The sequence below is a fragment of the Roseixanthobacter glucoisosaccharinicivorans genome (assembly GCF_043195095.2).
Taxonomy (GTDB): Bacteria; Pseudomonadota; Alphaproteobacteria; order Rhizobiales; family Xanthobacteraceae; genus NCEH01.
Genome location: NZ_CM195538.1, coordinates 2,755,280 through 2,777,521, shown reverse-complemented (window position 1 = coordinate 2,777,521; position 22,242 = coordinate 2,755,280). Strand labels below are relative to the sequence as shown.

At 70.9% G+C, this 22,242-nt stretch carries 25 protein-coding genes; 20 read left to right on the top strand and 5 right to left on the bottom strand.

The annotated features are described in order from the left end of the window. Positions 1-15 precede the first annotated feature (15 nt). Positions 16-1,245 carry a DNA-packaging protein gene (locus V5F78_RS12885; protein WP_394071143.1) on the top strand — a complete coding sequence of 410 codons (1,230 nt, stop codon included), beginning with the start codon at positions 16-18 and terminating at the stop codon, positions 1,243-1,245. A 424-nt stretch (positions 1,246-1,669) separates the two neighbouring features. On the opposite strand, the gene V5F78_RS12880 is transcribed toward V5F78_RS12885, so the two are convergent. Next, entirely contained in the window at positions 1,670-2,296 is a 627-nt protein-coding gene (locus V5F78_RS12880) for a general stress protein (protein ID WP_394070964.1), read from the bottom strand. Between the two features lie 189 nt (positions 2,297-2,485). Between V5F78_RS12880 and V5F78_RS12875 the strand changes: the two genes are divergently transcribed. From V5F78_RS12875 to V5F78_RS12855, 5 genes are all read left to right on the top strand, one after another. Then, a complete protein-coding gene (locus tag V5F78_RS12875) occupies positions 2,486-3,661 on the top strand; it encodes a phage portal protein (protein WP_394070963.1) in 1,176 nt (391 codons plus the stop codon). Positions 3,662-3,668: 7 nt separating this feature from the next. Then, positions 3,669-3,854 (top strand): hypothetical protein, encoded by a 186-nt coding sequence (locus V5F78_RS12870; RefSeq protein ID WP_394070962.1) that lies wholly within the window; start codon positions 3,669-3,671, stop codon positions 3,852-3,854. Positions 3,855-4,319: 465 nt separating this feature from the next. Beyond that, on the top strand, positions 4,320-4,508 hold the full coding sequence (locus V5F78_RS12865; protein ID WP_394070961.1) for a hypothetical protein: 189 nt from the start codon (positions 4,320-4,322) through the stop codon (positions 4,506-4,508). Beyond that, positions 4,505-5,014, top strand: a complete 510-nt coding sequence (locus tag V5F78_RS12860) for an HK97 family phage prohead protease (protein WP_394070960.1) — start codon at positions 4,505-4,507, stop codon at positions 5,012-5,014. The genes V5F78_RS12865 and V5F78_RS12860 overlap by 4 nt, the downstream gene beginning before the upstream one ends. A 78-nt stretch (positions 5,015-5,092) precedes the next feature. After that, a complete protein-coding gene (locus tag V5F78_RS12855; protein ID WP_394070959.1) occupies positions 5,093-6,340 on the top strand; it encodes a phage major capsid protein in 1,248 nt (415 codons plus the stop codon). 640 nt (positions 6,341-6,980) lie between these two features. Here V5F78_RS12855 and V5F78_RS12850 read toward each other — a convergent pair. Beyond that, positions 6,981-7,979, bottom strand: coding sequence for a transglycosylase SLT domain-containing protein (locus V5F78_RS12850; protein ID WP_394070958.1), 999 nt, complete (start codon positions 7,977-7,979; stop codon positions 6,981-6,983). A 1-nt stretch (position 7,980) separates the two neighbouring features. After that, a complete protein-coding gene (locus tag V5F78_RS12845) occupies positions 7,981-8,778 on the bottom strand; it encodes a S1 family peptidase (protein WP_394070957.1) in 798 nt (265 codons plus the stop codon). A gap of 82 nt (positions 8,779-8,860) precedes the next feature. Here V5F78_RS12845 and V5F78_RS12840 point away from each other — a divergent pair, with 82 nt between their 5' ends. The 8 genes from V5F78_RS12840 (at position 8,861) to V5F78_RS12805 (ending at position 12,385) form a co-directional block, all read left to right on the top strand. Next, positions 8,861-9,424 (top strand): head-tail connector protein, encoded by a 564-nt coding sequence (locus V5F78_RS12840; protein ID WP_394070956.1) that lies wholly within the window; start codon positions 8,861-8,863, stop codon positions 9,422-9,424. Continuing rightward, on the top strand, positions 9,421-9,744 hold the full coding sequence (locus V5F78_RS12835; protein ID WP_394070955.1) for a phage head closure protein: 324 nt from the start codon (positions 9,421-9,423) through the stop codon (positions 9,742-9,744). Before V5F78_RS12840 ends, V5F78_RS12835 begins: the two co-directional genes overlap by 4 nt. Then, positions 9,741-10,025: a hypothetical protein gene (locus V5F78_RS12830; RefSeq protein ID WP_394070954.1), complete on the top strand. Its 285-nt coding sequence runs from the start codon at positions 9,741-9,743 to the stop codon at positions 10,023-10,025. Before V5F78_RS12835 ends, V5F78_RS12830 begins: the two co-directional genes overlap by 4 nt. Further along, on the top strand, positions 10,022-10,441 hold the full coding sequence (locus tag V5F78_RS12825) for a DUF3168 domain-containing protein (protein ID WP_394070953.1): 420 nt from the start codon (positions 10,022-10,024) through the stop codon (positions 10,439-10,441). Before V5F78_RS12830 ends, V5F78_RS12825 begins: the two co-directional genes overlap by 4 nt. A gap of 10 nt (positions 10,442-10,451) precedes the next feature. Next, positions 10,452-10,859 (top strand): phage major tail protein, TP901-1 family, encoded by a 408-nt coding sequence (locus V5F78_RS12820; protein WP_394013656.1) that lies wholly within the window; start codon positions 10,452-10,454, stop codon positions 10,857-10,859. Positions 10,860-11,068: 209 nt separating this feature from the next. After that, entirely contained in the window at positions 11,069-11,413 is a 345-nt protein-coding gene (locus tag V5F78_RS12815; protein ID WP_394070952.1) for a gene transfer agent family protein, read from the top strand. Continuing rightward, positions 11,410-11,613 carry a rcc01693 family protein gene (locus tag V5F78_RS12810; RefSeq protein ID WP_394071142.1) on the top strand — a complete coding sequence of 68 codons (204 nt, stop codon included), beginning with the start codon at positions 11,410-11,412 and terminating at the stop codon, positions 11,611-11,613. The genes V5F78_RS12815 and V5F78_RS12810 overlap by 4 nt, the downstream gene beginning before the upstream one ends. Before the next feature lie 196 nt (positions 11,614-11,809). Beyond that, positions 11,810-12,385, top strand: coding sequence for a phage tail tape measure protein (locus V5F78_RS12805; protein ID WP_394070951.1), 576 nt, complete (start codon positions 11,810-11,812; stop codon positions 12,383-12,385). A gap of 21 nt (positions 12,386-12,406) precedes the next feature. Here the strand turns inward: V5F78_RS12805 and V5F78_RS12800 are convergent, their stop codons facing one another. Both V5F78_RS12800 and V5F78_RS12795 read right to left on the bottom strand, forming a co-directional pair. Then, positions 12,407-12,772: a porin gene (locus V5F78_RS12800; protein WP_394070950.1), complete on the bottom strand. Its 366-nt coding sequence runs from the start codon at positions 12,770-12,772 to the stop codon at positions 12,407-12,409. A 593-nt stretch (positions 12,773-13,365) separates the two neighbouring features. Beyond that, positions 13,366-14,190: a hypothetical protein gene (locus tag V5F78_RS12795; protein WP_394070949.1), complete on the bottom strand. Its 825-nt coding sequence runs from the start codon at positions 14,188-14,190 to the stop codon at positions 13,366-13,368. 108 nt (positions 14,191-14,298) lie between these two features. Between V5F78_RS12795 and V5F78_RS12790 the strand changes: the two genes are divergently transcribed. The 6 genes from V5F78_RS12790 to V5F78_RS12765 all read left to right on the top strand — a co-directional run bounded on the left by V5F78_RS12790 (position 14,299) and on the right by V5F78_RS12765 (position 22,210). Continuing rightward, on the top strand, positions 14,299-14,937 hold the full coding sequence (locus V5F78_RS12790; RefSeq protein WP_394070948.1) for a phage distal tail protein, Rcc01695 family: 639 nt from the start codon (positions 14,299-14,301) through the stop codon (positions 14,935-14,937). Positions 14,938-14,948: 11 nt separating this feature from the next. After that, a complete protein-coding gene (locus V5F78_RS12785; protein ID WP_394070947.1) occupies positions 14,949-15,839 on the top strand; it encodes a phage/gene transfer agent baseplate hub protein in 891 nt (296 codons plus the stop codon). Next, positions 15,836-16,279 carry an NlpC/P60 family protein gene (locus V5F78_RS12780; RefSeq protein WP_394070946.1) on the top strand — a complete coding sequence of 148 codons (444 nt, stop codon included), beginning with the start codon at positions 15,836-15,838 and terminating at the stop codon, positions 16,277-16,279. The genes V5F78_RS12785 and V5F78_RS12780 overlap by 4 nt, the downstream gene beginning before the upstream one ends. A 393-nt stretch (positions 16,280-16,672) precedes the next feature. Next, positions 16,673-20,587: a baseplate multidomain protein megatron gene (locus tag V5F78_RS12775; RefSeq protein WP_394070945.1), complete on the top strand. Its 3,915-nt coding sequence runs from the start codon at positions 16,673-16,675 to the stop codon at positions 20,585-20,587. Between the two features lie 30 nt (positions 20,588-20,617). Continuing rightward, on the top strand, positions 20,618-21,406 hold the full coding sequence (locus V5F78_RS12770; protein ID WP_394070944.1) for a DNA-methyltransferase: 789 nt from the start codon (positions 20,618-20,620) through the stop codon (positions 21,404-21,406). Between the two features lie 81 nt (positions 21,407-21,487). Further along, positions 21,488-22,210, top strand: a complete 723-nt coding sequence (locus V5F78_RS12765; protein ID WP_394070943.1) for a DUF2793 domain-containing protein — start codon at positions 21,488-21,490, stop codon at positions 22,208-22,210. The last annotated feature ends 32 nt before the right edge of the window (positions 22,211-22,242 follow it).

Here is a 22,242-nt window from a genome sequence, read left to right as displayed (position 1 = left end):
CTCGCCGATTGGGAAATGTGGGCCCGGCCAGACCAATTGCCCCCCGATGCCGCCCAGGGCGGTGGCCCCTGGTCCACCTGGCTGGTGCTGGGCGGGCGCGGCGCCGGCAAGACCCGCGCCGGAGCCGAATGGGTGCGCGGCCTTGCGCTCGGCCGCCCGCCGTTCGCCGAACGCCCGGTGGGGCGCATCGCCTTGGTGGCGGAAACCATGTCCGATGTACGCGAGGTGATGGTGGAGGGGGTCTCTGGCCTCCTCTCCGTCCATGCCGAGGACGAGCGCCCGGCCTGGGAGCCAACGCGCCGACGGCTCGTGTGGCGCAACGGCGCGGTGGCCCAGGGCTTTTCCGCCGAGGACCCGGAAAGCCTGCGCGGCCCGCAGTTCGAGGCCGCATGGCTGGACGAGCTGGCGAAATGGCGCCGCGCGGATGCAACCTTCGACATGCTGCAATTCGGCCTGCGGCTCGGCGAGCGGCCGCGCCAGATGATCACCACCACGCCGCGCCCTTCCGCTTTGCTGCGGCGCCTGTTGGCCGACCCTTCGAGCGCCATCAGCCGCGCCCGCACGGCGCAGAACGCGCTGCATCTCGCCCCCGGCTTCCTCGATGCGGTGCTGGCCCGCTATGGCGGCACGCGCCTCGGCCGGCAGGAACTGGACGGCGAATTGATCGAGGACCGGCCCGATGCGCTCTGGTCCCGCCCGGCGCTGGAAGCCGCGCGCGAGGAAGAGGCGCCGCCCTTGGTGCGGATCGTGGTCGGGGTGGACCCGCCGGCTTCCTCCCGCGCCGGGGCGGATGCCTGCGGCCTGGTCTGCGCCGGCATCGACGCCTCCGGCATCGTCCATGTGCTGGCGGACGCGAGCGAAAGCGGGCTGCGCCCGGCCCTGTGGGCGGCGCGCGCCGTGGCCCTGTTCCGCCGCTTCGATGCCGACCGCATTGTCGCCGAGGTGAACCAGGGCGGCGAGATGGTGAGCGCCGTGCTGGCCGAAGTGGATCCGTCCGTTCCCGTCGAGCAGGTGCGGGCGACGCGCGGCAAGTTCTTGCGTGCCGAGCCGGTGGCCGCGCTCTATGAGCAGGGCCGCGTGCGCCATGCCGGGGCGTTTTCGGCGCTGGAGGACGAGATGTGCGATTTCGCCTTGGACGGGCTTTCCAACGGCCGCTCGCCGGACCGGCTGGATGCGCTGGTCTGGGCCGTCACCGCCTTGGCCCTGGGCGTGAAATCCGCGCCGCCCCGGGTGCGGGGGCTGTGATCATCCCCCTCACCCCAGCCCTCTCCCCGGCGGGGAGAGGGGGCGCGCCGATGCGTGGGGTGGACATGATCGAAGACCGGCCTTCCTCTGTCCGCACGCTTTTCCCTTCCCCCCTCTCCCCCACGGGGAGAGGGCCGGGGTGAGGGGGCCCGGACCGATCGCATCCATCGCGTGTCGCCGTCGTCTGAAAGAGCGTCATGCATGGGCGTGTCCCGTTCATCCACGCGGCACCGCCGGTCCCGGCTCTTCAGGGCCCGCGCTATCTGCCCGGCGTGGGTGGCCGGGACACGCCCGGCCACGACGAACGGTGAGAGAAACACAATCGCGCGCCCTTGCCGTCAGGCGCCTCGACGATACCCGTCGCCGCTGAATGTCGTTTCGTCCTGGGGCGAGATTGGGAGCGGCGGCTTTGCCCGCTCCCATCTCACGCCAGCCGATCCGGCCGCTCCCGGCGCGGAGCGCTTTCGCCGCCGTGGGGCGGTTCCTCCGGGTTGAAGCGGGACCAGCCGTCCTTGCGGTAATCGCTCGCCCGCGCCGCGGGGTCGATGGCGGGCGGTGCGCGCAGGATGGTGCGGGCGGCGTCCAGCCGCGCCGCGTCTACCTTCGCCACCACCAGCGCGCCGCCGCGCCGCACGCTTTCCGCGCAGGCGTGGGCATCGTCCTCGGGAAGGCCGCCATCCATCAAGGCGCCGATGATGCCGCCCGCCGCGCCGCCCACGGCCGCGCCGGCGAGGGCCCCGGCCGCCGTCGAGAGCAGCCAGCCGCCCGCCAGCACCGGACCGATGCCGGGAATGGCGATGATGCCAAGCCCCGCCAGCAGCCCGCCCGCGCCGCCGATGCCCGCCCCGATGCCCGCGCCCGCGCCGGCATCCTGCATGACTTCGGCCACATGATCCTCATGGTCCCGGGTCTCGGCGGCCTGCGGCGGGTCATCCGCGCTCTTGGCGATGATCGAGATCGCGTCGCGGGCAATCCCCGCCATCTGGAGTGCGCGCACCGCCGCGACGGCATCGTCCTGGCTGTCGTAGAGGGCGGTCACGGTGGTGGTCATTGCGCTCGGCTCCTGGTTGGCAGCGCCGGATCCCGGACGGCAGGGCCGTCGCCGGAGCGGCATCGCGATCTTGCCTGCCAAATCCGGTTTGTGAAATCCGGCCGCGCGCGATCTGCGTGCGCGGGTGCTCGCCTTTCAACGTCTTTACCGCTGCCGCGTTCCCGGCTTGCCCTGCAAGGAGCCTTCCGCATGCTCTCTTCCTTCCTCGCCCCGCTGCGCGCGCGCCCTGCCGAGGCCAAGGCCAGCCGCACCGCGGCGCTGGTCGCATTCTTCGGCCAGAGCCGGCCGCGCTGGTCGGCGCGCGATTACGGCTCGCTGGCGCGCGAGGGGTTCTTGCGCAATGCCATCGCCTATCGCGCCGTGCGCCTGGTGAGCGAGGCCGCCGCCAGCGTGCCGCTGCTGCTGATGCAGGGGCCGCGCGAGCTCGATCATCACCCGCTGCTGGACCTGCTCGCCCGGCCCAATCCGCGCGTCCAGGGGGCCGACCTGCTGGAGGCGCTGTGCGGCCATCTGCTGGTCGCCGGCAACGCCTATCTGGAAGCCGTGGCGGTGGAGGGCGCGGTGCGCGAACTCCATGTGTTGCGCCCCGACCGGGTGCGCGTGGTGCCCGGCGCGGACGGCTGGCCGGAGGCGTTCGACTATACGCTCGACGGGCGCACCCTGCGCATCCAGCAGGATGGCGCGGAGACCGCCGGCGTGCCGCCGATCCTGCATCTCACCTTCTTCAATCCGCTGGACGATCATTACGGCTTCGCCCCGCTGGAGGCGGCCGCCCAGGCGCTCGACCTGCACAATGCCGCCACCGCCTGGAACAAGGCGCTGCTGGACAATGCGGCGCGCCCCTCCGGCGCGCTGGTCTATGGCGGCGCGGGTTCGCTTAGCGACGAGCAGTTCGAGCGGCTGAAGGGCGAACTGGAGGCAAGCTTCCAGGGCCCGACCAATGCCGGCCGCCCGCTGCTGCTGGAAGGCGGGCTCGATTGGAAGCCGCTGGCCATGAGCCCCAAGGACATGGATTTCGAGGCCGCCCGCAACGGGGCGGCGCGCGAGATCGCGCTGGCGCTCGGCGTGCCGCCCATGCTGCTCGGCATTCCCGGCGACAACACCTATGCCAATTATGCCGAGGCCCACCGCGCCTTGTGGCGGCTCACCGTGCTGCCCCTGGTGAAGCGGCTCGCGGCCTCGCTCTCCGCCTGGCTGGCGCCGGCCTATGGGGAGGGTCTCGCCTTGGTGCCGGACCTCGACCAGGTGGAAGCGCTCTCCTCCGAGCGCTCGGACCTCTGGGCGCGGGTGGGCGCGGCGGATTTCCTCACCGATGCGGAAAAGCGCGCGGCCGTCGGCTACGGCATCCGCGTGCCCGGCGCGTGAGGTGCCCATGGATGAACTGATCCGCATCTTCGCCGCGCGCGGCGATCTTGCCCATGTGGCGCTGCTGCTGTGGGCGGTGAGCGCCTCGGCGGTGGCGTTCCGCGCGCTCGCGGGGCTGGCGAAGGCCACCGAGCGGCTGGATGATTTCGTGCGCGAGCTGGCGCGCTTCAACGCTCGGCACGGCGGCGAGTGATCGCCCGCTTGTCCCGGCCCAGCGACGGCTTTGCCGGAGCGCCGAGCCGGGACCCAGCGTCCGATTTCTGCGCAGCAACCGAAAGCACCGTTCACTTTTGGATTGAAGCGCCTGCGGCGGTTCCTTGCGCTGGGTCCCGGCTCGCGTTCCACGCCTGTGGCGTTCCACTTGGCCGGGACGCGAGGTTGGCTCCCGATCCTGTGTGCGGGCGTGGGATCAAGGGGCAGGCGCATCGTGATCGCCCTCGTGTCCCGGCCCAGCGACGGCTTTGCCGGAGCGCCGAGCCGGGACCCAGCGCACGAGTTCTGCGCAGCAGCCGAAAGCGCCGCGCGCTTTGGATTGAAGCGCCTGCGGCGGTTCCTTGCGCTGGGTCCCTGCGCGCGTTCCAGGCCCGTGGCGTTCCACTTGGCCGGGACGCGGGCGTTCGCTCCCCGCCATCTCTTCTTCCCAAACCGGAGATCCTCCATGCGTGCTCCCGGCCGCAAGGCGTCCACGCCGCGCATCCGTGCGTTCGGCCCCACCCTTCATCGCTCCACCGCGGCGCCGAGCGCGCCGGCACCCGGCGGGGTGTTCCGCGAATTCGTCGCGGCACTGGAAAAGCTGGAACGCGCCAAGCGCCGCAAGTCGCGCGGCACCGATCCGAAGGGCGCATGAGCACCCCCGCGCGCACCGCGCTTTTCCCGCCCGGCACGGGGGAAGCGGGCGCCGACATCGCCGGCTATGCCTGCCGCTTCGAGATGCTCGACCTCGGCCGCGACATCATCGAGCGCGGCGCGTTCGCCGCCTGCCTCGCCGCGCGCGGGCCGGGCGCGGTGCGCATGCTCTACCAGCACGATCCCGCCGAACCCATCGGCGTGTGGACCCATATCGTCGAGGATGCGCGCGGGCTCTATGTGCGCGGGCGCCTTGCCGGCGACGTGGAGCGGGCGCGCGAGGTGGCGAGCCTGATCCGCCTCGGCGCGCTCGATGGTCTGTCCATCGGCTTCAAGGCCGCCGCCGCCCGCACCGATCCGCGCACCCGCGTGCGCCGCATCTCCCGCATCGACCTGTGGGAGATTTCCATCGTCACCTTCCCCATGCAGCCCGACGCCCGCGTGATCGCGGCGCCCGGCGGGGAAGACGCGCGCGGCCGCCTCTTGGCCGGGCGCATGCCCGCCTGAGCAATGGCCGGCCCGCGCCCGGATCCGGCCGAGCCTTCGGCATCCGCTTTCCTCTCCTCCTCCCCACAGGACCGATCCATGACCCATCCTTTGAGCGCCCCCGAGACCAAGGTGACCGCCCCCGAGGCGAACGAAGCCCATTTCGACCTCATGCTCGCCTTCGAGGCCTATAAGGCCACCAACGAACAGCGCCTCGGCGAGATCGAGCGGCGCGCCGCCGATCCGCTGACCCAGGAGAAGCTGGCCCGCCTCGATGCCGCCCTCGACAGCCAGAAGGCCCGCCTGGACGCCCATGTCACCAAGAGCCGGCGCCCCGCCCTCGGCGGCGCTCCGGAGCAGCGCTCGGGCGCGGCGCTGGAGCATGGCGACGCTTTTGCGAGCTATGTCCGCACCGGCGAGAGCGGCGGCCTGAAGGCGCTGGAAGCGAAGGCGCTCTCGGTCGGCAGCGGCGCCGACGGCGGCTATCTGGTGCCGATGGAAACTGAGCAGGAGATCGGCCGCCGCCTCACCCAGCTCTCCCCGATCCGCGCGCTCGCCAGCGTGCGCACCATCGGTTCGGGCACCTACAAGAAGCCGTTCATGAAGAGCGGCCCGGTCGCCGGCTGGGCGGCCGAGACCGCCGCCCGCCCGCAGACCGACAGCCCGGTGCTGGCCGAGCTCGCCTTCCCCGCCATGGAGCTCTACGCCATGCCGGCGGCCACCCAGGCGCTGCTGGACGATGCCCAGGTGAATCTGGAGGAGTGGATCGCCGCCGAGGTGGACAGCGCCTTCGCCGACCAGGAGGGCGCGGCCTTCGTCAACGGCGACGGAATCGCCAAGCCCAAGGGCTTCCTTGCTTATACCAAGGTGGCCGAGAGCGCCTGGACCTGGGACAAGGTGGGCTATGTGGCGAGCGGCGTTTCCGGCGGCTTTCCGGCCACCAACCCGTCTGATCCGCTGGTGGATTTGGTCTATGCGTTGAAGGGCGGCTATCGCCAGAACGCCAGCTTTGTGCTCAACCGCCGGACCCAGGCGGCGGTGCGCAAGCTGAAGGACGAGAGCGGCGATTATCTGTGGGCGCCGCCGGCCGTGGCGGGGCAGAGCGCGAGCCTGATGGGCTTCCCGGTGGCCGAGAGCGAGGACATGCCGGACATCGCGGCCGATGCCTTCGCGATCGCCTTCGGCGATTTCCGCCGCTTCTACCTGGTGGTGGACCGTGCGGGCGTGCGGGTGCTGCGCGATCCTTATTCCGCCAAGCCCTATGTGCTGTTCTACACCACCAAGCGGGTGGGCGGCGGCATCCAGGATTTCGACGCCGCCAAGCTGCTGAAGTTCGGTATGAGCTGAGGGCGGGTGGGGCGAATACGGGGACTGCCTTCTTTCCCCTCACTTCCCGATTCCTCCCTCTCCCCGAGGGGGAGAGGGTCGGGGTGAGGGGCCTGCGGCTCTCTCTGGGGCCGCCCTGTTCCCCCTCCCCAACCTCCACCTTTTCCCCCTCCCCAACCCTCCCCCGCACGCGGGAGAGGGGGCCTATGGCTCCGGCGGGGGCGGAAAGCCGAAACTCCGGCAGAAGAGCGTTACGCCTCCCGAACAGAAAAACCCTCTCCCGCATGCGGGGGAGGGCAGGGAGGGGGCGGTTCTTTTGGGGACGGCCCTTTCCCCTCACCCCAGCCCTCTCCCCATCGGGGAGAGGGGGCCGACGGCGATGGCGAGGGAATGGGCGTTCGTCCGCCGAACGAAAAACCCTCTCCCGCTTGCGGGGGAGGGTAGGGAGGGGGCGGTTCCTCTGGGGACGGCCCTTTCCAGCCCTTTCCCCGACGGAGAGAGGGGGGCGCGGGCGGCGGGGCGAAGGGCCTTGCGTGCGAACGAACCCTCCTGTTCCCCCTTCTGAACAGGTCGAACGTTCACGAGCGCTATCCCCCCTCTCCCCGTCGGGGAGAGGGTTGGGGTGAGGGGGCCGACACGCCGCGCGGGTCCGGCCCCGCCCTCAGTTCGCCAGCACGATGCACGCCCCGCCCGCCTTGTGCAGGCTGGTGCAGAGCGCGTTGGCTTCCGCTCGCGTCTGGGCGGGAAGCCGCACCCGGTAGAAGGGGCCGCGCCCGCGCCCCGGCACGCGGGTGCCGATGACCATGGGCTGCCGCTCGCCGATCACGCTGGCAAAGCGCGTGGCGGCGCGGCCATAGGCGGCGAGCGCAACGCTTTTCGAGAAGGCGCCTGACACCTGCACGCCCCAGGGCGCGAAATCCGGGTTTTCGCTCGCGGAAGCGAGCGCCGGCTCGCCCTGGCGCAAGGAGGCGACCACGCTGAGGCAGGTCTTGCCCTCGTCGGAGAAGCCCCGCGCCGTGCCGGATTTCTGTTGCGCTTCGCGATCCGGCGCCGTGTCGGAAGCCCCCTTTGTGGCAGAAGGCGTGTCTGCCTCGGATGTCTTGTCCGCGCTGACCTTGCCGGCCTGCGGCCCGTCTTGTGCCGGCTTCTCCCCGCGCTTCTCCGCCGCCCAATCCTCGGCGCTGCGGCCGGTGATGAGGCGCACGTACAGGCGCGTTTCCGATGGCAGGCCCGACCGGCCGGCGAGGAACGCGTCCACCCGCGCGGGGCCGGCATTATAGGCCGCCGCCGCAAGGCCGAGATTGCCGAACCGGCGCTGAAGATCGGCCAAGAGGCTTGCTGCCGCCGGCAGCGCGGCCTCGGGATCGAACGGGTTCTTCAACCCGCGCTCGGCGGCCGTGCCGGGCATGAATTGGGCGATGCCCTGCGCGCCCTTGGAGCTGACCACATGGCTGCGGAACGAGCTTTCGCGCCAGATCAGGCGGGTGAGGAACGGGGCCGGGAGCGCCTCCTTCAGCGCCGCATCCTCGATCAGGCGGCAGAGCGCCTGGTCCACGCTTTCGCCGCCCGCCGCCCCAGCCGATGGCGCCCAGAGCGCGGCCGCGAGGCAGGCGAAAAACATGGATCGCACCGCGCGGAGAACGGCGCGGGCGCGGGACATGTCAGCCCTTCACCGGGCTGCCGAGGGCGCGGGCGGTGGCGGTGATCCAGTCGCGATGCAGGCCCACCAGGGTCACGCCCGTGACGCCGCCGCAGCCGCGCGCGCCGTTGGGGCCGGTGGCCCAGCCGATGACGCCGGCCACCTCGCCCTCCTGGAAGGCGGGGCCGCCGCTGTCGCCGACGCAGCCGCCCGCGAGCCCGCTCTGCGGCGACAGGCGTGCCATGATGCCGCCGGTGGTGCCGATGGAGGGCAGCAGCGCGGTGCGCAGCTTGCCCGCGCTCTTCTCCGCCCCGTCGGCGCTGACGCCGAAGCCCGCGATGAGGAAGAAGGAGCCGCGCGCCGGCAGCCCGCCGCTGGCGATCCGCACCGGGCTGAAGCGCTCCGGCAGCGGCTCGGCCAGCTTCACCAAGGCGAGGTCCGGCGTCGGTCGGCGGGTGCGGAACTGCTCGCCGTTGAAGGCAGGATGGACTGCGATGCGCAGCGCCGGAAGGAGGCGCGGCGTGCTCTCACCGACCAGCGCTACGGCATAGTCGCCGGCCGGCTGCACGCAATGGGCGGCGGTGAGCACCAGATCCTGCGCCACCACGCTGCCGCTGCACGAGGCGCCGCGCGTGGAGACGATCAGCACCGTGTGCGCGGCGATATCGCCGCTCGCCGCCTCGCCGCCGACGATGGCGTGCACCGGCATCGCGCCGAGGCCCAGCACGCCCGCGAGCAGGCCGGCGAGCGGGCCAGACCCGCGCCATCTGCGATTGCGGCGGGCGGGAGCGGGCAAGGGATCGGTCGCGTCAATGGTCATGGCCCGTTTCTGCCGGCCCGGCGGGCCGTTCGTCAATGCCGCGCCGCGCGCGCCGCAATCTTATCTTTCAGCGGAGATCCCCATGTGTGAACGCATAGACGGGCCATCGGCCGAGCCCCTGGCGCTCGCCGAGGCCAAGGCCTTCCTGCGCATCGACACCGACGCGGAGGACGCGGTGGTGGCCGCGCTCATCGCCGCCGCCCGGCAATGGGTGGAGAGCGAGACCCGCCACATCCTGCTGTCCCAGACCTGGCGCTTCACCCGCGACGCCTGGCCGCCGAGCGGCCTGATCACCGTGCCACTCGCGCCGGTGCGCGCGGTGCTGGCGGCCCGGATGGTCGCCGAAGACGGCACGACGGAAGATCTCCCGCTCGACCTGTTCACGCTCGCCGGCGCGCGCCTGCCGCCGTTGATCGCGGTCGACCTCGCCCGCGTCCCCGCGCCGACGCGGCGGCTTGGCGGCATCGTGCTGGAGCTTCAGATGGGCCACGGCGCGACGCCCGAGGAGGTGCCGGCGGATCTGCTACAGGCGGTGCGCCAGCTGGTCGCGTTTCTGCACGAGCATCGCGACGCGCCGGGCGACCAGAGCCGCATGCCGGATAGCCTCCTGGCGCTGCTGCGCCCCTATCGTTCGGTGCGGCTGTGAGCGGCGCCGGGGATCTGCGCCACCGCCTGATCCATGAGACGGCGGTGAGCTTGCCCGACGGGGCGGGCGGCACCAGCACCACGTTTCTCGCCGTGGACCAGCTCTGGGGCCGCATCGAGAGCCCGGCGGGCGATCCCGCGCTGAGCGCCGAGCGGCGCATGGCGACGCTGATCCATCGCATCACCGTGCGGGCGCCCAATACGCTCTCGCGCGGCGACCGGCTGACGCTGGGCGCGCGCGTCTTCGCCGTGGAGGCGCTGAGCGATCCCGATGGGCGCGGACGCTTCACGCGATGCCTCTGCCGGGAGGAGCAGACATGAGCACGCCCGTTTCCGGTCTCGATGGCCTTGCGAGCCGGCTCGCCGCGCAATTCGCCCCGCGGCTCGCCGAACAGGCGGTGGACGCGGCCGCGCGCGATCTCGCCGCGCGCCTTGCCCCCGCACTCGGCCGGCCGGCCGACATCAGCCCGCTAGGGCCAGCGCGTCTCGTGGGTACGGACGATCCCGCCGCCGTGGCGCGCGAGACCGGCACGCTGGCGCGGCCGGCGGACCCCTGGCTCGCGCCCGTCCTTGCCGAACTGCGCCGGAGCGTGACCTCATGAGCGTGCCTCTCACCAGCCCCGCTCTGGCTCTGCGCACCGCCATCCGCGTGTGCCTTGCGGCCGATGGCCCGCTGCTCGCCTTGCTGGGCGGCCCGCGCATCTATGACCTACCACCGCCGGACGCCGCCTTTCCCTTCCTCACGCTCGGGGAAGCGGTGGTGGCGGATTGGTCCACCGCCACCGAGGCCGGCACCGAGCAGAGCCTGACCTTGCACGCCTGGTCGCGCGAGAGCGGGCGGGCGGAAGCCTTCGCGCTCGCCGCCGCCGTGCAATCGGCACTGCACGACGTGCCGCTCGCGCTCGCCGGCCACCGCCTCGCCAATCTGCGCGCCACCACCGCCGAGGTGCGGCGCGACGAGGACGGCCGGACCTTCCACGCCTTAGTGCGCTTTCGCGCCGTCACCGAACCTGCTTGAGGAGATTTCCATGGCCGCGCAGAAGGGCAAGGACCTGCTGCTGAAGATGCACGACGGCACCAGCTACGCCACCGTGGCGGGGCTGCGCTCGCGCACGCTCGCCTTCAACGCGCAGAGCGTCGATGTCACACATTCCGATTCCGCCGGGCGGTGGCGCGAACTGCTCGCCGGCGCCGGCGTGAAGCGCGCCAGCATCGCCGGCAGCGGCGTGTTCAAGGATGCCGCCTCCGACGCTTTGGTGCGCGCCGCCTTCTTCGACGGCGCGCTGCGCGACTGCCAGGTGCTGATCCCCGATTTCGGCACCGTCTCCGGCCCGTTCCAGGTGACGGCGCTGGAGGTGGCGGCCGAGCACGACCGGGAAGTCACCTTCGACCTGACGCTGGAAAGCGCGGGGGAAATCACCTTCGCCGCGCTGTGAGGGGAGGGATGAATGGGTGGGCTGTCCCCCTTCGTGTCCGGACTTTCCCGTTGCCCCCACCCCAACCCTCCCCCGCAAGCGGGAGAGGGAGCCGCAGGGCGCCGGAGGGGTAAGCCGCTTCGTCACGACCAGCGAATGCCCCCTCTCCCGCGTGCGGGGGAGGGCTGGGGAGGGGGCCTGTTGCCGAACCAATCCGTGAGGAGATCCTGATGCCCAATGCCCATCGCGGCGAGATCGAGGCGGTGCTCGACGGCCGGCCGCGCACCCTCGTGCTGACGCTTGGCGCGCTCGCGGAACTCGAACAGGCGTTTGGCGCCGGCGACCTCGTCGCGCTGGCCGAGCGGTTCGAGCATGGCCGCCTGACGGCGCGCGACGCCGCCCGCATCATCGCCTCCGGACTTCGCGGCGCGGGTGAAAACGTGAGCGACGACGAGGTTGCGGCCATGCGGGCGGAGGAGGGGGCGGTCGGCTATGCCCGCATCGTCGGCCGCCTGCTCGCGGCGACCTTCGGAGGCGCCGCCGACACCCGCCCTCAGCCGCCGCAGACCGCCTGAGCGCGCCCGCGCGGCCCTTCCCCTGGGAGGAGGCCATGCGGGCCGGGCTCGGGCTTCTGCGGCTGCCCCCAGATCAGTTCTGGCGCATGACGCCGCGCGAGCTTGCCGCTGCGCTTTCCGCCTTCGGGGCGGACCCGCGCGCCGGCCTCGATCGCGCCGGGCTCGCCGCTCTCATGCGCCGCTTTCCCGATACGCTTTAGGGCGGATCGCCGCCCTTGGCTTGGCGCGCTTGCCGCAGAGCATCGTCATGCACGGGCTCGACCCGTGCATCCACGCGGCACCGCTGGCATCGCTCTTCAAGGCCCGATGAAAGAAAACATCGCGCGCATCCGGCCTCGGGCGCCGCGACGATCCACCTTGCCGCTCAATATTGATCGGTCCAAGCAGGAGGAACCCATGACCCCCGTCGATGGCATTTCGGTCAAGGTCGATGCCGATACCCGCCCATTCCGCGATGCTTTGGCCGACAGCGAGCGCCTCGCGCGCGGCTTCGCCTCGACCCTCACCGGCGCCTTCACCGGCATCGCCGTGAAAGGCAAGGATGTGGGCGATGTGGTGGAGACCATCGGCGCGCGGCTCTCCAGCCTCGCGCTGAACCTCGCTCTGAAGCCGGTGGAGCAGGGGATCGCGGGCCTGTTCTCCGGCATATTGGGCGGCAATGCCTTCGCCAGCGGCGGGGTGATCGCCGACGGCGCGGTGCGGCCCTTCGCCAAGGGTGGCGTGGTGGCCGCGCCGACCTATTTTCCCCTCGGTGCGGGCACGGGCCTCATGGGCGAGCGGGGCGCCGAAGCCATCCTGCCCCTGGCGCGCGGCGCTGACGGTGCGCTCGGCGTGCGCACCCAGGACAGTGGGGCCCGCGCGTCTGTGACGGTGAATGTCAGCACGCCCGACGTGGCGAGCTTCCGCCGCTCGGACGCCTATCTCTCCGGCCTCGTGGCGCGGGCGGTGGCACGGGCGCAGCGCAGCGCCTGACTTCTGCCTCGTTGGCGGGGTTCAGCGCGCCGGCTTCCATGGGTCGACGGCCGGGCCGGAATTGCCGGTCGTGGTGGTGTTGCTACTCCCGGGATTGGGCGCATTTCCGGCCGTGTTGCCAGAACCGGCATCCACCCGCACGGCGCCACCCACCTTGATGCAGGTGTCGGAGCCCGGCGCCCGCTGGAAGCCTGCGCCGAATTGCGCGCAGGGGTTCGCGCCGGAGGCGGTCCCGGACGCGGTGCCGGACTTGGCGCTCTCGCCCGCGAGGGCGCCGCCAGCGCCGAGAGTTCCAACCAGCGCCGCCAGGGCGAGCCGGCCACGCAGCGCACGTGCCGCCGCGCCGGTGCGGTGCACGGGGGAGATATGAGCGAAAGGCAGACCCATGGCATCCTCATGACGCGGCCCGGCCGCGCAAGATCGGGGAACCGTCCCGTCCGCAGTTTTAACCGGCAGATCGTGGCGCGTCCAAGGCGATGAGGCCCGCCAAGGCGGCGACATCCGCCGATGCGATGCGAATATTTTGCGGGGCGCGAGCGGGTGCGAAGCCGCGCGAAGAGGGCAAGGCAACGCCGCCTCACTCCGCGCCAGCGGATCGACCGCACGCCTCAATCAAGCGCACACCTGGCACGGCGGGAAGCGATGGCGTTTGCGCACGTTGTTTGCGCGCCGGCCTGCCTGTCCTGGCGAACCTTCGGCTCTGGCCTCGCCCCGGCGCACCGGGATCGGCGGATGCGGGCGGGGCGAATGGGCTTCGGTGGCGTGGGCAAGCGGGGACAGGCGAAACCGGCGCACGCCGTGGCCTACCTTCGATTGCGCGTCCCATCCAGGCGGCGCGGAGCCCGCGAACCTTGAAATCCGCCGTGGGCGGCTCCGCCTGGAGGCACGGGCAAGGCCCGTGCATCACCGGATGTGCGGCGAGGCGTCGGGCTCCGACCCTCGCGCGGTGCCAAGGCCCTTGTGGCCTCAGCTTTGGGGCCTCAGCTTTTCTTGGCGGGTGCCTTGGCCTTGGGCGCGACTTTCGCGGGCGCCTTGGCAGCCGCTTTCGCAGGTGCCTTGGCCGGCGCCTTCGCCGGTTCGGCGGCCTTCTTGGCGGCGGCGGATTTATCCGCTGCGGCCTTGATCGCGGCGACCTTGCTCGTGGCGCTGGCCTTGGCGGGAGCCTTCGCGGTGGCCGCCTTGGGGGCGGGCGCCGGAGCGGCCTCCGCCTTCACGGCGGCGGCCTTCGGTGCAGCGGCTTTGGGTGCAGCCGCCTTGCTCGCGGCGGGCTTGCTCGCAGCAGGCTTGGCGGCCGCTTTCTTGGGTTCCGCCGGCTTGGCGGCGGGTGTCTTGGCGGCGGGCTTCTTGGCCGCGGGCTTCTTGGCGGCCGCAGGCGGCTCGACCGGAGCCTCGACAGCGGGAGCCGGCGCGGCCTTCGCCTTCGCGGCGGGCTTGGCCGCAGGCTTTGCAGCCGGCTTGGCCGGCGCGGACTTCACCTCGGCGGCAGCTTTCGGAGCGGCGGCCTTCGGAGCGGCGGCCTTCGGAGCGGCGGCTTTCGGGGCAGCGGCTTTCGGCGTGGTGGCCTTGGCCGCTGGCTTCTTCGCGGGTGCCGCCTCCGCCGCCGGCTTTGCTGGGGCCTTCGCGGTCTTCGCGGGCGCCGGCTTGGCTGCTGCGGATTTGGGGGCTGCGGCCTTCGCTGCAGGGGCCTTCGCTGCGGGGGATTTCACCACAGGAGATTTGGGGGCTGCCGCGGGCTTCGCTGCGGCGGGTTCCGGCGCTTTCGCCGGGGCGGCGGCGGCGGGCTTTTTCGCGGTCTTCGTGGCCATGCTTCGGCTCCATCCTCAACGAGGAGTTGGAAGTCAAAGCTTCCCACTAATCTATGTCAAGACGCTGGATACTGAAAACACCTCAGAATTGGGAGGTTTTGAAACAATATGGCATCCTTTCATGAGGTTTTGTTCCCGCTGGACGTCGCCCTGGGCGCTTCCGGCGGTCCCGAGCGGGTCACGCAGGTGGTTACGACCGCCTCGGGACGCGAGGAGCGCAACGCCCGTTCCGCTGATTCGCGACGCCGGTTCGACGCCGGCTACGGCGTAAAAACCCTCGCCGCCCTGCACGATGTTCTGGCCTTTTTCGAAGAGCGGCGCGGACGTCTTTACGGCTTCCGTTGGCGCGACCGGCTGGACCAGTTCTCATGCCCGCCGGACCGCGCGATTTCGCCCCTCGATCAGACCCTCGGCACCGGCGATGGGGCGCGTTCCGCCTTCACGTTGACCAAGACCTACGGCGCCCTCCACGCGCCTTATGCGCGGGCCATCGCCAAGCCGGTTTCGGGGACCGTGCGGGTGGCCGTCGGCGGCATCGAGCAGGTGGAGGGAATTGCCTTTGGATGCGACCCCGCGAGCGGCCGCGTGACCTTCCTGCCGGAGCATGTTCCCCCTTCCGGCGCGCGGGTCAGCGCGGGGTTCCAGTTCGACGTGCCGGTGCGCTTCGACACCGATTTTCTCGAGGTCAATCTCACCGCCTTCGCGGCCGGGGACATCCCCCGCATTCCGGTGATCGAAATCCGCTGACAGGAGCCGCCATGCGCCCGGTGCCAACCGCCCTTCAGGCCGCCCTCGACGGCGGCGCCACCACGCTGTGCCACGGCTGGCGCATCGTCCGCCGCGACGGCGTCACGCTCGGCTTCACAGACCATGACAACGACCTGCTGGTGGACGGCCTCGCGTTCCGCGCGGCGGGCGGCATCGCGGGGAGCGAAAGTGTTGTCGGACAAGGCCTCGGCGTCACCGGCGCGGAGGTCTCCGGCGCGCTGAGCGCGGACACGCTGAGCGAGGCGGACCTCGCCGCCGGGCGCTTCGACGGCGCACGCATCGAGCATCTGCTGATCGATTGGAGCGCGCCGGAAAATTACCTGCTGCTCCGGCGCGGAACGCTCGGCGAAGTGCGGCGCGAGGGGGCCGCCTTCACCGCCGAGATCCGCTCCCCCGCCGATGCGCTCAACCAGACCCGCGGGCGGCTGTTTTCCGCCCTGTGCGATGCCGATCTCGGCGATGCGCGCTGCCGGGTGGATCTCACCGTCGCGCCCCATTCGCGCACCGGTGTCGTGGCCGGCGTCGAGAGCGCGCTCCGGCTGCGCCTGTCCGGGCTTGGCAGCATCGCCGCGCAGGCGTTCCTGGCCGGGCAGCTTCGCTTTACCTCTGGCCTCAACGCCGGCTTCTCCACCGAGGTGAAGCTTCACGAGGCGCAGGGCGAGACGCCCTTGTTCCAGCTCTGGCAGCGGCCGCCGGAAACCGTAATGCCGGGCGATGGCGTCGCGCTTACGGCGGGCTGCGACAAGCGCTTTTCCACCTGCCGCGACCGGTTCGCCAACGCGCTCAATTTTCGCGGCTGCCCCCACATGCCGGGCAATGATTTCGTCATCACCATCGCCGTGCCGGGCGAGGGCGGATACGACGGCGGCGCGCGCGCATGAGCCCGCACGCGCCGACACGCGCGCGCGTGGTGGAAGAGGCGCGGACCTGGCTCGGCACGCCCTATCTGCATCGCGCCTCCGTGCGGGGCGCGGGCGCCGACTGCCTCGGCCTGGTGCGCGGGGTGTGGCGCGGCCTCTATGGGGCCGAGCCGGAGCCGCTCGCGCCCTATGCGCCGGACTGGGCGGAGGCCTCGCGCAGCGAGACCCTGGCGCGCACCGCCGCGCGCCATCTGCGGGCGGTTCCGCTTGCGCACGCGCAGCCCGGCGACGTGCTGCTGTTCCGCTTCCGCGCGCATCTTCCCGCCAAGCACGCGGCCATTCTCTCAGCCTCCGGCTTCATGATCCACGCCTATGACGGCGTCGCCGTATGCGAGGGCCATGTCACGCCCTGGTGGCGGCGGCATCTGGCCTATGCCTTCGCGTTTCCGGGGGTGGAATAGGGCGGGCGTCGGCGCCTCCCCACGTGCCGGCGGCCTTTTCGCTTTTTTGCCGCTTGCCACTGCGTGAGCCGTCATCCCCGGGCTTGACCCGGGGATCCACGCGACACCGCTGGCACCGGCTTTTAAGGCCCCGCGCAGGCGGCGCCACGTGGATGGCCGGGACACGCCCGGCCATGACGGACAGAGCTTTCGGTGTCGCGATGTGCCCCCTCCACACCCCTCTCCCGTCTGCGGGAGAGGGGGTGCTTTGCACGGGCGGCGAGAGCCGTTGCGACGGCAATCCGAGCGGGCGCCCTCTCCCGCGTGCGGGGGAGGGGTGGGGAGGGGGAAGGCACACCCGCCGCCCGCCGCTTTCTCGTTTCTTCATCCCCCCAACCCAATCGGAGATCCTCAATGGCGACGCTGCTTCTCGGCGCGGCCGGCTCGCTCGTGGGCGGCGCGTTCTTCGGGCCGCTGGGCGCGGTCGCCGGGCGCGCGCTCGGGGCGCTCGGTGGATCGGTGGTGGACGGCGCGCTGCTCGGCGGCAGCCGCTCCAACGTGGTGCAGGGATCGCGCCTGTCCGACCTGGATGTGATGACCTCCAGCGCCGGCGCGCCGGTGCCGCGCATCTATGGCCGCGTGCGCCTCGCCGGGCAGGTGATCTGGGCAACGCGATTGGAGGAGGTGGTCTCCACGAAGGTCCAATCCAGCGGCGGCAAATCCAGCCGCGCGCAGAAGGTGACGACCACCACCATCTCCTATTCCTATTTCGCCAGTTTCGCCCTCGGGCTGTGCGAGGGCGAGGTGACCCGCATCGGCCGCATCTGGGCCGATGGCAAGCCGCTCGATACTTCCGGCCTCACGATGCGCGCCTATCTCGGCAGCGCCGACCAGCCGCCCGATCCCTGGATCGAGGCCAAGCAGGGGGCGGGCAATGTGCCGGCCTATCGCGGCCTTGCCTATCTGGTGTTCGAGCGCCTGCCGCTGGCGAAATTCGGCAATCGCGTGCCGCAGATCACGGTGGAGGTGGAGCGCGCGGTGGGGCGCCTCGAACCCTTGGTGAAGGCGGTCACCTTGATCCCCGGCTCCACCGAATTCGGCTACGAGCCGGGGCAGGTGCAGCGCGTGCTGGGGCGCGGCGCCTACGGCGCGGAGAACCGCCACGTGACCGGGGCCGAGAGCGATTTCGAAGCCTCGCTCGATCAGCTCCAGGCGGCCTGTCCCAATCTGCAGCGGGTCTCGCTGGTGGTTGCCTGGTTCGGCGATGATCTGCGGGCCGGCGCCTGCACCGTGCGGCCCAAGGTGGAGCGCGCGGTGAAGGATACCATCCCCTACGCCTGGACGGTGGGCTGGTTGCCGCGCCTGCTGGCGCCCATCGTCAGCGACCATGACGGCCGCCCAGCCTATGGCGGCACGCCGAGCGATGCCAGCGTCATCGCGGCGATCCGCAATCTCAACACGCGCGGGCTGAAGGTGACGCTGAACCCGTTCGTGATGATGGACATCGCGCCCGGCAACGGCCGGGGCGATCCCTGGAGCGGCGCTGCCTCCCAGCCGGCCTATCCCTGGCGTGGGCGCATCACCTGCGATCCCGCGCCGGGGCGCCCCGGTTCGCCCGATGGCGGGGCGGGTGCGGATGCGCAGGTGGCGGCGCTCTTCGGCACCGCGCAGCCGGGGCATTTCTCCAATTATTTCGGCGGCATCCTCTACATGGGGCCGGCCGAATGGAGCCTGCGCCGCATGGTGCTGCATTACGCCTTCCTGGCGCAGATGGCGGGGGGCGTGGAAACCTTCCTCATCGGCTCGGAATTTGCCGCGCTCACCCGCGTGCGCGGCGCCGGTGGCTCCTTTCCTGCGGCCCAGGCGCTGCGCGTGCTGGCGCAGGATGTCAAAGCCATGCTCGGCCCCGGAACCAAGGTGTCCTACGGCGCCGACTGGACCGAATACGGCGCGCAGAGCTTTGCGAACGGCGATGTGCGCTTTCCGCTCGATGCGTTGTGGGCCTCGCCCGCCGTGGACTTCATCGGCGTGGATTATTACCCCCCGCTCGCCGATTGGCGCGACGGCCGTGGCCATCTCGACGCGGCGCTGGCGGAAGGTCCCTACGACCTCGATTATCTCACCGCCAACACCCGGCGCGGCGAAGCCTTCGACTGGTATTATGCCGATGACGCCGCCCGCGCCGCGCAGGCGCGCACCCCCATCACCGATGGCGCCTACGGCGAGCCCTGGATCTATCGCCAGAAGGACCTCTGGTCATTCTGGAGCAATGCGCACCACGAGCGCACGGCGGGCGTGCGCGCCTCTGTGCCGACCGCCTGGACGCCCGGCTCCAAGCCGTTCCGCCTGACCGAGGCGGGGTGTCCGGCGGTGGACAAGGGCGCCAACCGGCCGAGCACCTTTCCCGACGCGAAATCGACGGAAGGCGGCCTGCCGCCCTTCTCCAACGGCGCGCGCGACGATCTTATGCAGCGCCGCACGCTGGAAGCGCTGCTCGGCGCCTTCGATCCGGACGCGGGCGCGGGGGACGCCGACAATCCGCCCGCGCCGGCCTATGGCGGGCGCATGGTGGAAGAGGGTGGCATCTTCCTGTGGACCTGGGATGCGCGGCCCTATCCGCAATTTCCGCTGGCTCGCGACGTGTGGGCGGACGGCGCCAATTGGGAGACCGGCCATTGGCTCACCGGCCGGCTCGGCGCCGCGCCGCTCTCCGCCGTTGTCGAGACGGTGTGCGCCGATCATGGCGTGGAGAATATTTCCGCGGCCGGCGTGCTCGGGGTGGTGAGCGGCTTCATCGTGGACCGGCCCATGTCGGCCCGCAGCGCGCTGGAGCCGCTCGCCCGCGCCTTCGCCTTCGACGCCCGCGAGGAGGGCGGCATCCTCGCCTTCCGCCCGCGCGGCGGGGCGGTGGCGGCGCGCATCGATGCCGCCGACCTGGTGGCGGGCGAGGAGGGCGCGGCCTTGTCCCTCGTGCGCGCGCAGGAGAGCGAATTGCCCCTGGAAGTGGACCTCAGCTTCATTGATGACGGCGCCGATTATCGCACCGCCAGCGTCGGCTCGCGGCGCCTGGTGGGCGCGAGCCGGCATGTGGCGCAGACCGAAATTCCGGTCGTCGCCTCCGACGCCGTCATGGTGCGCGCCGCCGACATCTGGCTTCAGGACCTGTGGGCCGGGCGCGAGAGCGCCACCTTCGCCCTGCCGCCTTCGTGCCTCGCGCTTACGCCGGGCGACGTGGTGGAAATCGTCGACGGCCCGCGCACGCGGCTGCTGGAAATCACCCGCATCGAGGATGCGGACGCGCGCGCCGTCACCGCCCGCTCCATCGAGCCGGAGGTGTTCGACACGCCCTTGCAGGGGGTGCCCACGGGCAGCGTGGCGTTGCCGCCGGCTTATGGTCCGCCGGCCGTGCAAGTGCTCGACCTGCCGCTGCTGGCGGCGGGCGATCCGGTGCCGCTGCAATCGCTCGCCGCCGCCGCCGCGCCCTGGCCCGGCACGCTCGCCGTGTGGCGCTCCAGCGACGGGGCGAGCTTCGAGGCGGTGGCCGCCTTCAGCGCCTCTTGTACCATGGGCGAGACGCTGGACGATCTCGCGCCGGGTCCGATGTGGCGGTTCGATCGCTCGACCGTTCTGCGGGTGCGGCTGGATGGCGGGCTGCTGTTCGGCGCGAGCGAGGGGCAGGTTCTGGAGGGGGCGAACGCGCTGGTTCTGCTCGCCGAGGGCCGCACGCCGGAGATCGTGCAATTCACCCAGGCGGAACTGGTGGAAGACGGCCTGTTCGCGCTCTCCGGCCTGCTGCGCGGGCAGGCGGGCACCGAGGCTGCGGGTGCCGCCCCATGGCCCGCCGGCACAAGCTTCGTAGTGCTGGACGGGAATATCGCCAGCGTGGCGAACGGGGTTTCCGCCTTCGGCCGCGCCTATGTCTATCGCGTGGGCCGCGCGGATCGCGACCATGGCGATGCCTTCGTCACGCAGGTGAGCGGGCAGGTGGGCGGCGCGGCCTTGAAGCCCTATGCGCCGGTGCATCTTTCCGCCCGCCGGCAAGGCGGCGATATCGCGCTTTCCTGGGTCCGCCGCACGCGCACCGACGGGGATGGATGGGATGGCGTCGACGTGCCGCTCGGCGAGGCGGTGGAAGCTTATCGGCTGGAGATTCTCTCAGCCGCCTCGGTGGTCCGCGCCGTGGAGCTGGGCGCGCCTGCCTTCAGCTATGCCGCCGCCGACGAGACGGCGGATTTCGGCGGACCGCAGGCGATGCTGACCTTCCGCGTCGCCCAGCTTTCGGCGGTGCTCGGCGTGGGCGCGTTCGCCCAGGCGACGCTGGCCGTGTGAGGCACCCCTCAATGCGAACGGAGATAATCGATGGCCCAGTTTAGGCGTGAAGTATTTGGGGATGCGGTGTTGTACCATGGGGACGCTCAAGAAATATTATTAACGTTGCCGATTGGTTCCGTCTCGGACCTACTTTGTGATCCTCCCTATTCTAGTGGGGGATCACATCAATCCGATCGATCCGTAGCCACCAGTGTCAAATACCAGTCGCGCGGAAGTCGCGGCATCTATCCTGATTTTGCGGGCGATACCCGTGACCAACGATCCTACCTAGCGTGGTCAAGCCTCTGGTTGGGTCGAAGCCGCGCTCTTGTTAAGCCAGGAGGTATTTGCTGTGTCTTCAGTGACTGGCGCCAACTTCCTATAACCACAGATGCTGTGCAGGCCAGCGGTTGGGTGTGGCGAGGCATTGTTCCTTGGGACAAGACGGAGCGGGCGCGACCTCAATTAGGTCGGTATCGAGCCCAGGCGGAATACGTAGTTTGGGGCACAAACGGTCCGCGGCCGCTGACCGGCCCTGTTGCGCCGGGTGTGGTTCGCGAGCCAATCCCCGCTCGCAAGTATCACATTGCTGGCAAGCCAGTATCTCTCATGGAAAACCTAATGACGGTGATGGGAGATGGCCCAGTTCTTGATCCGTTTATGGGAGCTGGAACCGTCGGTTTGGCGGCAATTAGTCAGAAAAAATCTTATATCGGGATCGAGTGCGAGAAGGTTTATTTTGATATTGCCTGTAGGCGGCTGGAGAAGGCGCTCCAAGCCAATTCTGCTATGACGCAACGCGATCGAATTTCGCAAAAAGAACAGTGTCTAAACTAGGTAACAGACGTCGAGATCCGCAGCCTATTGGCGCGGTGCCGCCCCCGCACCCCCATTATTTCTCACCCCCAAGGAGGCTCCATGTCGTCCGACCAGTCCGCGCGCCTCGCGCTGCCCTATCTCGCGGCGGCGCAGGCGCAGAAGCATGTCACCCATAATGCCGCCGTGCGCGCGCTCGATGCGCTGGTGCAATTGGTGCTCCAGAGCGTGACCCAGACGAGCCTGCCCGGCGCCCCCTCCGATGGGCAATGCTGGTATGTGCCGGCGGGCGCCACGGGCCTTTGGAGCGGCAAGGCGGGCAGCATCGCCACCTACGACACCGGCGCGTGGGATTATCTGCCCTGCCGCGCCGGCTTTCTCGCCTATGTGGCCGACCAGGGCGCGCTGCTGATGTTCGGCGGCAGCGCGTGGGCGGCGCCTTCGGCCAGCGGCGGCATGCTCGCGGGAAGCCTGCACGGCGCCGGCATCCAGGCGCGGGTGCTGGAGGAGGATTGCTTCCTTTCCGGCTCCAGCGTCGACACCAGCATGGTCATTCCCGATCGCGCCATCGTGCTCGGCGTGACCAGTCGCACGCTCATCGCCATCACGGGAGCGACCTCCTACGATGTCGGCATCGCCGCCGAGCGCGCGAAGTTCGGCGGCACGCTCGGCATCGCCGCCGGCTCGACCAATGGCGGGGTGATCGGCCCCACCGCTTTCTATGCTCCCACCGCCCTGCGCATCAGCGCCAATGGCGGCGCCTTCACCGGCGGCAGCGTGCGCCTGGCGCTGCATCTGCTGCTGTGTCCCGGACCCTCGGCCTGATCGCCGAACCGCATCGCGCGACCGTGCGTCTC

What these genes read in the sequence shown, in the direction of transcription:
- V5F78_RS12845 (WP_394070957.1), bottom strand. Translation starts at nt 8,778, where the DNA reads ATGACCATTGACGCGACCGATCCCTTGCCCGCTCCCGCCCGCCGCAAT.
- V5F78_RS12805 (WP_394070951.1), top strand. Translation starts at nt 11,810, where the DNA reads ATGACCCCCGTCGATGGCATTTCGGTCAAGGTCGATGCCGATACCCGC.
- V5F78_RS12865 (WP_394070961.1), top strand. Translation starts at nt 4,320, where the DNA reads ATGCGTGCTCCCGGCCGCAAGGCGTCCACGCCGCGCATCCGTGCGTTC.
- V5F78_RS12785 (WP_394070947.1), top strand. Translation starts at nt 14,949, where the DNA reads ATGCGCCCGGTGCCAACCGCCCTTCAGGCCGCCCTCGACGGCGGCGCC.
- V5F78_RS12850 (WP_394070958.1), bottom strand. Translation starts at nt 7,979, where the DNA reads ATGTCCCGCGCCCGCGCCGTTCTCCGCGCGGTGCGATCCATGTTTTTC.
- V5F78_RS12780 (WP_394070946.1), top strand. Translation starts at nt 15,836, where the DNA reads ATGAGCCCGCACGCGCCGACACGCGCGCGCGTGGTGGAAGAGGCGCGG.
- V5F78_RS12820 (WP_394013656.1), top strand. Translation starts at nt 10,452, where the DNA reads ATGGCCGCGCAGAAGGGCAAGGACCTGCTGCTGAAGATGCACGACGGC.
- V5F78_RS12840 (WP_394070956.1), top strand. Translation starts at nt 8,861, where the DNA reads ATGTGTGAACGCATAGACGGGCCATCGGCCGAGCCCCTGGCGCTCGCC.
- V5F78_RS12855 (WP_394070959.1), top strand. Translation starts at nt 5,093, where the DNA reads ATGACCCATCCTTTGAGCGCCCCCGAGACCAAGGTGACCGCCCCCGAG.
- V5F78_RS12765 (WP_394070943.1), top strand. Translation starts at nt 21,488, where the DNA reads ATGTCGTCCGACCAGTCCGCGCGCCTCGCGCTGCCCTATCTCGCGGCG.
- V5F78_RS12830 (WP_394070954.1), top strand. Translation starts at nt 9,741, where the DNA reads ATGAGCACGCCCGTTTCCGGTCTCGATGGCCTTGCGAGCCGGCTCGCC.
- V5F78_RS12860 (WP_394070960.1), top strand. Translation starts at nt 4,505, where the DNA reads ATGAGCACCCCCGCGCGCACCGCGCTTTTCCCGCCCGGCACGGGGGAA.
- V5F78_RS12800 (WP_394070950.1), bottom strand. Translation starts at nt 12,772, where the DNA reads ATGGGTCTGCCTTTCGCTCATATCTCCCCCGTGCACCGCACCGGCGCG.
- V5F78_RS12825 (WP_394070953.1), top strand. Translation starts at nt 10,022, where the DNA reads ATGAGCGTGCCTCTCACCAGCCCCGCTCTGGCTCTGCGCACCGCCATC.
- V5F78_RS12885 (WP_394071143.1), top strand. Translation starts at nt 16, where the DNA reads ATGTGGGCCCGGCCAGACCAATTGCCCCCCGATGCCGCCCAGGGCGGT.
- V5F78_RS12815 (WP_394070952.1), top strand. Translation starts at nt 11,069, where the DNA reads ATGCCCAATGCCCATCGCGGCGAGATCGAGGCGGTGCTCGACGGCCGG.
- V5F78_RS12775 (WP_394070945.1), top strand. Translation starts at nt 16,673, where the DNA reads ATGGCGACGCTGCTTCTCGGCGCGGCCGGCTCGCTCGTGGGCGGCGCG.
- V5F78_RS12875 (WP_394070963.1), top strand. Translation starts at nt 2,486, where the DNA reads ATGCTCTCTTCCTTCCTCGCCCCGCTGCGCGCGCGCCCTGCCGAGGCC.
- V5F78_RS12795 (WP_394070949.1), bottom strand. Translation starts at nt 14,190, where the DNA reads ATGGCCACGAAGACCGCGAAAAAGCCCGCCGCCGCCGCCCCGGCGAAA.
- V5F78_RS12870 (WP_394070962.1), top strand. Translation starts at nt 3,669, where the DNA reads ATGGATGAACTGATCCGCATCTTCGCCGCGCGCGGCGATCTTGCCCAT.
- V5F78_RS12770 (WP_394070944.1), top strand. Translation starts at nt 20,618, where the DNA reads ATGGCCCAGTTTAGGCGTGAAGTATTTGGGGATGCGGTGTTGTACCAT.
- V5F78_RS12880 (WP_394070964.1), bottom strand. Translation starts at nt 2,296, where the DNA reads ATGACCACCACCGTGACCGCCCTCTACGACAGCCAGGACGATGCCGTC.
- V5F78_RS12790 (WP_394070948.1), top strand. Translation starts at nt 14,299, where the DNA reads ATGGCATCCTTTCATGAGGTTTTGTTCCCGCTGGACGTCGCCCTGGGC.